This is a genomic window from Aeromicrobium sp., assembly GCF_032084975.1.
Classification (GTDB): Bacteria; Actinomycetota; Actinomycetes; order Propionibacteriales; family Nocardioidaceae; genus Aeromicrobium.
The window spans coordinates 1-4,722 of record NZ_DAMDLR010000124.1; the positions used below are offsets into that span (position 1 = coordinate 1).

Genomic DNA, 4,722 nt, shown 5'->3' on the forward strand with positions numbered 1-4,722 from the left:
CCGGGACTCACCCGCGCTGCCGCCCGGGGTGGGGGACGGGTGCTGCAGGGCGCCGCGCACCTCATCTCGGGGCTGCGTTCCGCGCCGAAGCCGCTGCACCCGCGGGGCACGGTCTGGCGCGGCGAGATCACGCGCACGGGTGCCGGTCTCGTGCCCACCGGAGTGCCCTGGCTCGACGAGCCGGGCCACGACGACGTCGTCGTCCGGGTCTCGGCGGCGATCGGCCTGCCGCACGGCTGGCCCGACATCCAGGGTGTCGCGGTCCACCTGCCGGACCAGGACGGGGCGGACCTGCTGTTCGCCAGCACCGGCGCGGGACAGGCGACGCGGTTCATGCTGCGCCTCGTCCGGCCGACGTCGCGGCACGTCGCCTCGACGCTGCTGCCGTATCGCGGTCCGCGCGGGCCCGTCGTGCTCGCGGTCACCGAGGTCGAGCCCGAGCAGTACGCGCTGCTGCGCGCCGACGGCGACGGCCCCTGGGTCGGCTTCGGGCGGCTGCGCCTGATCGAGAGGGTCGAGCGAGAGCTCTCGTTCGACCCGGTCGCACGACCGCTGCCCGGGCTGACGAACTACGCCTGGGTGGAGCGGCTCCGGTCGCCCGCGTACCGGACCGCGCGTCACGACCGCGGCGAGGACCTGGATGACAATGTGACCTGAGTCACACTAGAGTGCGTGAATCGGATCTCGGGCCTGTCCTCGGAGGTTCGCCATGCCCGTTCTCCACCGACGTCGGCACCGGGTGCCGACCCTGCTCATCGCGGGCGTGACCGCCCTGCTGACCCTCGCCGGAACCACGACGGCGGTCGCCTCGGGTCCGCCCCACCACGGCGGGGGAGGGCTGGGCCTCACCGTGCTCTCGAGCGCCCCGCACCAGGTCTCGGGCGGCGACGCGCTGGTCGAGGTGCGCGTCCCGCGCGGCGTGCGTCCCACCGACGTGGTCGTGCGAGCGGGAGGACGGAACGTCACCGACGCCTTCGACCTCAGCAGCGGACGAACCCTGGTGGGCCTCGTCGAGGGGCTGAAGGCCGGCCGGACCACGCTGCGGGCCGAGGTGCGGCGCAGCCGGGTCCGTCCCGCACGGCTGGTCGTGACCAACCACCCCGCGAGCGGGCCGATGTTCTCCGGGCCCCAGCAGCAGCCCTTCGTCTGCACGACGGCGCGAGGCCGATTCGACGGCCGGATGATCCTGGGGCAGCCGCTCGTCGACAACCAGGACCGCTTCGGCATCGCCGTGGCGCGCGAGGACGCGCAGGGCGGCTACCCGCAGGACTCCCGCGGTTATCCGACGGCCGAGGCGGACATCCTGGGCTGGAGCAGGGACTGCGCCGCCGAGCGGCGGATCGGGTACGTCTACCGGTCCACCACCGACGGTCGGTTCCACTGGCTGGACGACCCGTCCGCACCGCCCGCCGACACGGCCACGACCACGCTGCGGGGCCGGCAGGTGCCGTTCGTCGTGCGCTGGGAACGCGGCACGATCAACCGGTTCATCTACAGCATCGCGGTGCTGGCCCCGGTCGGTGACGCCGATCCGCAGGACCCGGACACCTCGCTGTGGAACCGGCGGCTCGTGTTCAGCTTCCAGGGCGGGGTGGCGATCGGGCACACCCAGGGCACGACGAGCGACAGTGCGATGCTGCCGCAGGAGCTGCTGGGTCAGGGGTACGGCGTGCTGTGGTCCAGCGGCACCCGGACCAGCACGCACTACAACCTGCAGCTCGGCGGCGAGACCGCGCTCATGCTCAAGGAGCGCGCGGTCGAGACGTACGGCGTGCCGGACTACACGGTGGCCGTCGGCGGGTCCGGGGGAGCGATCCAGCAGTACGTGTACGCGCAGAACCATCGCGACCTGATCGATGCGGCCATCCCGCAGTACTCGTACCCGGACATGGTCACGCAGGTGATCCACGTCGGCGACTGCGAGCTGCTGGAGCACTACTTCGACGCGACCGACCGGGCGAACCCGAAGTGGAAGGACCCCGAGGTGCGCCAGCGCATCATCGGCCTGAACGGCACCAACGCCCCGCAGAACCTGTCGGCGGGCGAGATCGCCCAGTGGAACCAGCTGTACGGGGCGATGGGCGCCTTGGGGTACCAGGTCATGGACCGTGCGCCCGGGTCGCCGGCGCCCGCCTTGATGGAGTGCAAGCCGGGCTGGTTCGGGCTGACGCCGCTGGCGCTCAACCCGACCTTCACCGACGTCGACGACCTCGACCAGCTGGCCCAAGGGACGGAGGGGGTCGAGTGGACCCACTTCGCCGACCTCGTCAACATCTACGGCACCGGGCGTGACGGGTACGCGCGCGTTCCGTGGGACAACGTGGGGGTCCAGTACGGGCTGCAGGCCCTGACCGAGGGCGTCATCACCCCGGCCGAGTTCCTCGACCTCAACGCGAAGGTGGGCAGCTGGAAGGAGTCGCGCGACATGGTGACCGAGGGCGCGCCGTTCGCCGGTGCCATGACGCCGGAGAACTTCGACCCCTGGAGCAGGCGCAACATGAACCTCAGCCCCGACGGCGTCGCCCCGGCGCCACGACGCGAGGGCGACCTGAGGGCGATCCGTGCGGCGTACACGTCGGGCATGCAGTTCCAGGGCGACATCGACATCCCGGTCATCGATCTGCGGCCGTATCTCGAGGACGAGCTGGACATGCACAACACGCAGCAGTCGTTCGCCGCGCGCCAGCGGATGCGCAACGCCGACGGCGACGCGTCGAACCAGGTCATCTGGTTCGCCGATGCGCGCCCCAGCCAGGACTACGACCCGACCCTGCGCGCGTTCGAGGTGATCGACCAGTGGATGGCGAACATCGCCCGGAACCCGCGCCGGGGGGTGGCCGGCAACAAGCCCTCTCGCGCGGTGGACACGTGCTTCACGACCCAGGGCGACGTGATCGCCGCGGGACCCGGCGTGTGGAACGGGGTCCTCGACCGCAAGGCCGCGGGGGAGTGCACACAGCGCTTCCCGATCTACTCGTCCTCGCGCCGTGTCGCGGGCGCACCGTTCGAGGGAGGCATCTGGAAGTGCGCGCTGCAGCCGGTCGAGAAGGCGGTGCGCAACGGCGTCTACGGTCCGTGGCGGCCCGACCGGGCGCAGGTCGCGCGGCTCAAGCAGGTCTTCCCCGGCGGCGTCTGCGACTACCGGCGGCCCGACGTCGGCCGGCCGTGGCACCGTCGCTGACCTCCCGCTCGCACCCGGTTCGGGCTACGTTGGAGGTCGACCCAGGAGGTTCATCGTGACTGATGCGGAAGACCTGAAGGCCAAGATGCGCGAGGCGCTGGACAAGAAGGCGCACAAGCACCACGCGACGGCGCAGGGCGCCGACCACGACGGCAGCGAGAAGTCCCACGGCGCCAGCAAGCCGATCGAGCAGCCCGAGTTCCGTCGCAAGGCGACCTGACGGCCCTCGGGCCACGTTTCGGCGACCCACCTCCCACTTTTGGTGCGAGATTCCGTTCCAGGCCCGGATCAGCGCGTAATCCCGCACCAAAAGTGGGCGATGGCGCGCGGCAGACGTCCGAGGCGGGCGGTCGCCGGCGCCGAGCCGGGGCGGCCGGACCGGGTTTCGTTGGAGATCGAGCAAGGAGGTTCAGATGACCGATGCAGACGAGTTGAAGGCCAAGATGCGCGAGGCGCTGGACAAGAAGGAAGAGCAGGAGCACCCCAGCACCGCTGAGGGACCCGCGGACGACACCAGCGAGAACAGCCAGGGCGTCGAGGGACCGATCGACAACCCGGGCCAGACCGCCAAGCACACCCACGGGACCATCTAGCGAGTTCGCGGGATCAACCCAACGAGAAGCGCCGAGATGTAGAGAAGCGCACCGAATCCCTACCGGATTCGGTGCGCTTCTCTACATATCTCGCTGAGGGAACCTCAGATGACGCCCAGCGCCAGCATCGCGTCGGCCACCTGGGTGAAGCCGGCGATGTTGGCGCCCGCGGCGTAGTTGCCGGGGGTGTCGTACTCGTCGGCGGTCTCGAGGCAGCGGTCGTGGATGCCGCGCATCGTCTCGGCCAGGCGCTCCTCGGTGTACTCGAACGACCAGCGGTCGCGCGAGGCGTTCTGCTGCATCTCGAGGGCGCTGGTGGCGACACCACCGGCGTTCGCGGCCTTGCCGGGCGCGAAGACGATGCCCGACTCGCTGAACAGGCGAACGGCGTCGGGGGTGCACGGCATGTTGGCGCCCTCGGCCACGATGATGCAGCCGTTCTGGGCCAGGGTCGCCGCGTCCTTGTCGTCCAGCTCGTTCTGGGTGGCGCACGGCAGGGCGATGTCGCACGGCACGTTCCAGATGGAGCCCTCGCCGATGCTCGCGGAGGGGCGCTGGTCGACGTAGTCGCAGATGCGGCCGCGCTGGACCTCCTTGACCTCCTTGAGCAGCTCGAGGTCGATCCCGGCGTCGTCCACGACGTAGCCGCTGGAGTCCGAGCACGCGACGACGATCGCGCCGAGCTGCTGCAGCTTCTCGATCGCGTAGGTGGCGACGTTGCCCGAGCCCGACACGACGACGCGCTTGCCGTCGAAGGACTCGCCGCGCGAGCGCAGGATCTCCTGCGCGAAGAAGACCGTGCCGTAGCCGGTGGCCTCGGTGCGCACGAGCGAGCCGCCCCACGTGATGCCCTTGCCGGTCAGCACGCCGGACTCGTAGCGGTTCGTGATGCGCTTGTACTGGCCGAACAGGTAGCCGATCTCGCGGCCGCCCACGCCGATGTCGCCG

4 protein-coding genes and 1 pseudogene are annotated in these 4,722 nt (G+C 70.7%); 4 read left to right on the forward strand and 1 reads right to left on the reverse strand.

Annotated features, from left to right (window positions below):
• The 4 genes from RT323_RS15995 to RT323_RS16010 all read left to right on the forward strand — a co-directional run.
• The coding region (locus RT323_RS15995; protein WP_313410208.1) for a hypothetical protein at positions 1 to 657 on the forward strand (657 nt) is incomplete at its 5' end.
• A 52-nt stretch (positions 658 to 709) separates the two neighbouring features.
• A complete protein-coding gene (locus RT323_RS16000) occupies positions 710 to 3,181 on the forward strand; it encodes a DUF6351 family protein (RefSeq protein ID WP_313410209.1) in 2,472 nt (823 codons plus the stop codon).
• Positions 3,182 to 3,236: 55 nt separating this feature from the next.
• Positions 3,237 to 3,401, forward strand: coding sequence for a DUF5302 domain-containing protein (locus tag RT323_RS16005; protein WP_313410211.1), 165 nt, complete (start codon positions 3,237 to 3,239; stop codon positions 3,399 to 3,401).
• A 193-nt stretch (positions 3,402 to 3,594) separates the two neighbouring features.
• Positions 3,595 to 3,774, forward strand: coding sequence for a DUF5302 family protein (locus RT323_RS16010; protein ID WP_313410213.1), 180 nt, complete (start codon positions 3,595 to 3,597; stop codon positions 3,772 to 3,774).
• A 104-nt stretch (positions 3,775 to 3,878) separates the two neighbouring features.
• On the opposite strand, the pseudogene RT323_RS16015 reads toward RT323_RS16010, so the two are convergent.
• Positions 3,879 to 4,722, reverse strand: a pseudogene (locus tag RT323_RS16015) (glutamate dehydrogenase); the annotation flags it as partial.

Coding starts and splice junctions, on each gene's coding strand:
- RT323_RS16010 (WP_313410213.1), top strand. CDS start 3,595: ATGACCGATGCAGACGAGTTGAAGGCCAAGATGCGCGAGGCGCTGGAC.
- RT323_RS16000 (WP_313410209.1), top strand. CDS start 710: ATGCCCGTTCTCCACCGACGTCGGCACCGGGTGCCGACCCTGCTCATC.